This is a genomic window from Alkalihalophilus lindianensis (assembly GCF_032843265.1).
Lineage (GTDB): Bacteria > Bacillota > Bacilli > Bacillales > Bacillaceae_D > Alkalihalophilus > Alkalihalophilus lindianensis.
In genome coordinates, this window is the sequence record NZ_JAWJBA010000786.1 from 1 (window position 1) to 248 (window position 248).

Sequence of the window (248 nt, forward strand, 5' to 3'; positions counted from 1 at the left end):
CTTTTTTCAGGAGGTAGAATGGGGAGACCAGCTTGATTATTTGCTGCTGGATTTACCTCCAGGCACAGGGGACGTTGCTTTAGATGTCCATACCATGCTTCAGCATTGCAAGGAAATCATTGTAACAACCCCACATCCAACAGCAGCCTTCGTTGCTGCGCGTGCCGGGGCGATGGCGTTAAGGACAGAGCATGAGGTGCTTGGTGTCATTGAGAATATGGCTTACTTTGAAAGTAAATTAACGGGTG

At 48.4% G+C, this 248-nt stretch carries 1 protein-coding gene; it reads left to right on the forward strand.

The annotated features are described in order from the left end of the window. Window positions 1–248: P-loop NTPase (locus RYX56_RS24335; RefSeq protein ID WP_317124383.1), on the forward strand; the 248-nt coding region annotated here is incomplete at both ends.